At 67.2% G+C, this 3,343-nt stretch carries 3 protein-coding genes; 2 read left to right on the top strand and 1 reads right to left on the bottom strand.

From position 1 onward, the window contains the following. Positions 1-348 precede the first annotated feature (348 nt). On the bottom strand, positions 349-2,058 hold the full coding sequence (locus AACR77_RS12605; RefSeq protein WP_010673606.1) for an NAD-dependent malic enzyme: 1,710 nt from the start codon (positions 2,056-2,058) through the stop codon (positions 349-351). Between the two features lie 221 nt (positions 2,059-2,279). On the opposite strand from AACR77_RS12605, the gene mobA reads away from it, so the two are divergent. Next, the gene (gene mobA, locus AACR77_RS12600) at positions 2,280-2,894 is read left to right on the top strand and encodes a molybdenum cofactor guanylyltransferase MobA (RefSeq protein ID WP_042881980.1); all 615 of its coding nucleotides are present in this window, start codon (positions 2,280-2,282) and stop codon (positions 2,892-2,894) included. Next, the coding region (gene mobB / locus AACR77_RS12595) for a molybdopterin-guanine dinucleotide biosynthesis protein B (protein WP_042881978.1) at positions 2,891-3,343 on the top strand (453 nt) is incomplete at its 3' end. The genes mobA and mobB, both read left to right, overlap by 4 nt.

The following is a 3,343-nucleotide window of genomic DNA, read 5'->3' as shown; positions in this document are numbered from 1 at the left end:
GGGGACGACAGCGGCCACGGCGGCGATGACCGTGGTCAGGGCGAACATGCCGGTGGCGACCAGCACGCTGGCGGCGATCGCCACGGCGGTGGCGACAAACATGCAGGCGGGGAGCGTCATGCCGGTGGCCGGGTGGACGACAACGGCGTGGACGCCGTCGATGCCAATGGCAACAAGCTTCGGGGCGACGGCAGCGTCGATGACCGCCTGGTGCCCCCGCCCGCTCAATAAGTGGCAGCGTCCTGCCCCGCACACACAGCAGGGCGGAAAACAGAGAGGGTGGCCTGGGCCACCCTCTCTGTTTCTATGGCATCGTCATGTCCGCGACACGTGCGGGCAGGTCGCACCTCAGACCCGGCGATAGGGCAGGTAGACCGGCTCCCACATATGGCTCAGGATGTGCTCTTGCAGATCCTGACCGATGAGCGGGTGGGAGGGGTCGCGGCGCACGATATCCTTGAGCACTGCGGTCGCCACGTGCACCGAGATGTTGCGCAGCTCGCTGATCCTCGGGTAGACGGTGCCCCGGGCGAGATCCGCCTCGCTCACGCACTCCGCGAGCGCAAAGGCGGCGGTGGTGAAGATGTCCGGGCTTATCTCGCGGATCTGGCTGACGATGGCCGCCAGCCCCACGCCGGGGAAGATGAAGACGTTGTTGCCCTGACCGATGCGATAATCCTGCCCCTCATGATGCACGTCCTTGAACGGGCTGCCGGTGGCGACGATGGCGCGCCCCTGGCTCCAGCGGAAGATGTCTTCCGGCAACGCCTCGCAGTTGGCGGTAGGGTTGGAGAGGGGGAACACCATGGGGCGCTCGCAGTGGGTCAGCATCAGCTGGATGTGCTCCTCCTGGAAGGCGCCACCGGCGCCGCTGGTGCCGAGCAGCACTGTGATGGGCACGTGGCGCAGCACCTCGGTCAGCCCCGCCTTGCCCTGCAGATCCCACTGGGCCAGCAAGAGGCCCGGCTTGGCGTAGCGGCGCTTGTACTCATCCAGCCCCTCGCGGTTGTCACACACCAGCCCCTGGGTATCCAGGATATAGATGCGATCCCGCGCCGCCTGCGGGTCAAGCCCCTCGCGGATCATCCCCGCGCAGATCTGATCCGCCACCCCGACCCCGCCGGCTCCGGCCCCGTAGACCAGGTAGTGCTGCTGGCCCAGGGTTTCCCCCTTGGATTTGACGGCCCCTATGATGCCCGCCAGCACCACGGCCCCGGTGCCCTGGATGTCGTCGTTGAACGACGGCAGCGCCTGCTGGTAGCGGGCCAGGTTGTTGAAGGCGTTGGACTTGCTGAAGTCCTCCCACTGCAACACGGCGTTGGGGAAGTGGCGCTTGACCCCGGCCACGAACTTGTCGATGAAGTCGTCGTACTCCTTGCCGCGAATGCGCCTGTGGGGCTGACCCAGGTACATGGGGTCATCCAGCAGCGCCTGGTTGTCGGTGCCCACGTCCAGCGCGATGGGCAGGCAGCAGGCGGGGTGGATGCCCGCCCCCAGGGTATAGAGGGCGAGCTTGCCGATGGGAATGCCCATGCCCCCCACCCCCTGATCGCCGATGCCGAGGATCCCCTGGCTGTCGGTCACGACGATGATGCGCACCGCCTTGGCATCCATGTGGCGGGCGAGAGAGCCCATGTCATCGACGTTCTTCGGGGTGATGTAGAGGCCGCGCGGCTTCTGGAAGCGGTGGCTGAACTCCTGGCACGCCTTGCCCACGGTCGGGGTGTAGATGTAGGGAGTCATCTCCTCCACGTGGCGGGACAGGAGGGCGTAGAACAGGGTTTCGTTGCGATCCTGCAGGGCTCGCAGGTTCTGGTACTTCTCGATGTCGCTGCAGGCGCTCAGGAAGGCCTCATAGACCCGCTCCAGCTGGGCTTCGAAGGTCTGCACTTGGGGCGGCAGCAGGCCGCCCAGCTCAAAATCGGCCCGCTCCTGTTCGGTGAAGGCGGTACCCTTGTTGAGGTTGCGATCGTTGAGCAGATTGGTGCCCGTCAGCGCAACGGGGCGAAAATCGTGACCCTGTGCATCTTTCCACAGCAGATATTGTCCGGTAGCCATAGTCATTCTCTTTGATTTACATGAAGTTGCCATCAGGCAGGAGAGCAAGACTCAGAATGCTGGGGATCATATGACGTTTGCCGATCCCGTTTTGTGAGCTTGGACAAACCCTGCGGCCAAAGGCGCCTTTGCCGGGGCAGCCGAAGGTTGCTCCCACGCCCGCCTTGGCGCAAGATCCCGACACGCCCCTGTGGGCATCCCTTTGCGAGCAACGGAGCACCATGACCCCTTCCTCTTCCCCCGCTTTTCTCGTCAGTGGCGTCATCCTCGCGGGCGGTCGCGCCACCCGCATGGGGGGCGATGACAAGGGCTGGGTGCCCCTCGCGGGCACTCCCCTGATCCAGCACGTGCTGACCCGCCTGCGCCCCCAGGTGGACGAGGTGCTGATCAACGCCAACCGCAGCCAGGCTCGCTACCGGCAGCTTGCTCCCGTCATCGGGGACGCGCAGGCCGACTTCCAGGGGCCGCTGGCCGGCATGCTGGCGGGGCTGACGGCGGCCCGTCACGACTGGGTGCTGTTCGTCCCCTGTGACGGCCCCGCCCTGCCCCTTGATCTGATGACCCGCTTTCGCGCCGCCATCACCCCGGACACCGATCTGGTGGTGGCCCACGACGGGGAGCACCTCCAGCCCGTGGTCGCCCTGCTGCGCCGCGCCCTGCGCCCCTCTCTGCAACAGGCGCTGGCGGACGGGGAGCGCAAGACCGGGGCCTGGTTTGCCCGCCACCGGATGGCGGTAGTGCCCTTTGCCGATCTGCCCGACGCCTTCGTCAACCTCAACAGCCCGGCCGAACTCGCCGCCTGGGAGGCGAGGCTGCGGGAAGGGGGCGCGCCATGAGCCCCCTGCCCCTGCTCGGCTTCGTCGCCTGGAGCGGCACCGGCAAGACCACCCTGCTGGAGCGCCTCATCCCGCGCCTGGTGGCGCGCGGTCTGCGCCTCGGGGTGCTCAAGCACACCCACCACGCCTTTGACATGGACCAGCCCGGCAAGGACAGCCACCGCCTGCGCCAGGCGGGCGCCACCCAGGTGATGGCGGCCTCCGACCGGCGCCACGCCCTGATCCGGGAGACCCCGGAGGGGGAGCCCCCCTTCGAGGCGCTGCTGGCCCGCTTCGATGCGAGCGCCCTGGATCTGCTGTTGGTCGAGGGGTTCAAGCACAGGCGCTTTCCCAAGGTGGAGCTGTATCGCGCCGCCATCGGCCGGCCCCTGCTCTTCCCCGAGGATCCTGACATCGTCGCCCTCGTGAGCGACGCTCCCCAGGCCACGACCCTGCCCCGATTCCCCTTC

Source organism: Aeromonas sp. ZOR0002 (genome assembly GCF_963866995.1).
Lineage (GTDB): Bacteria > Pseudomonadota > Gammaproteobacteria > Enterobacterales > Aeromonadaceae > Aeromonas > Aeromonas caviae.
This window is presented reverse-complemented; position numbering and strand designations above follow the sequence as displayed.

Coding starts and splice junctions, on each gene's coding strand:
- AACR77_RS12605 (WP_010673606.1), bottom strand. CDS start 2,058: ATGGCTACCGGACAATATCTGCTGTGGAAAGATGCACAGGGTCACGAT.
- mobA (WP_042881980.1), top strand. CDS start 2,280: ATGACCCCTTCCTCTTCCCCCGCTTTTCTCGTCAGTGGCGTCATCCTC.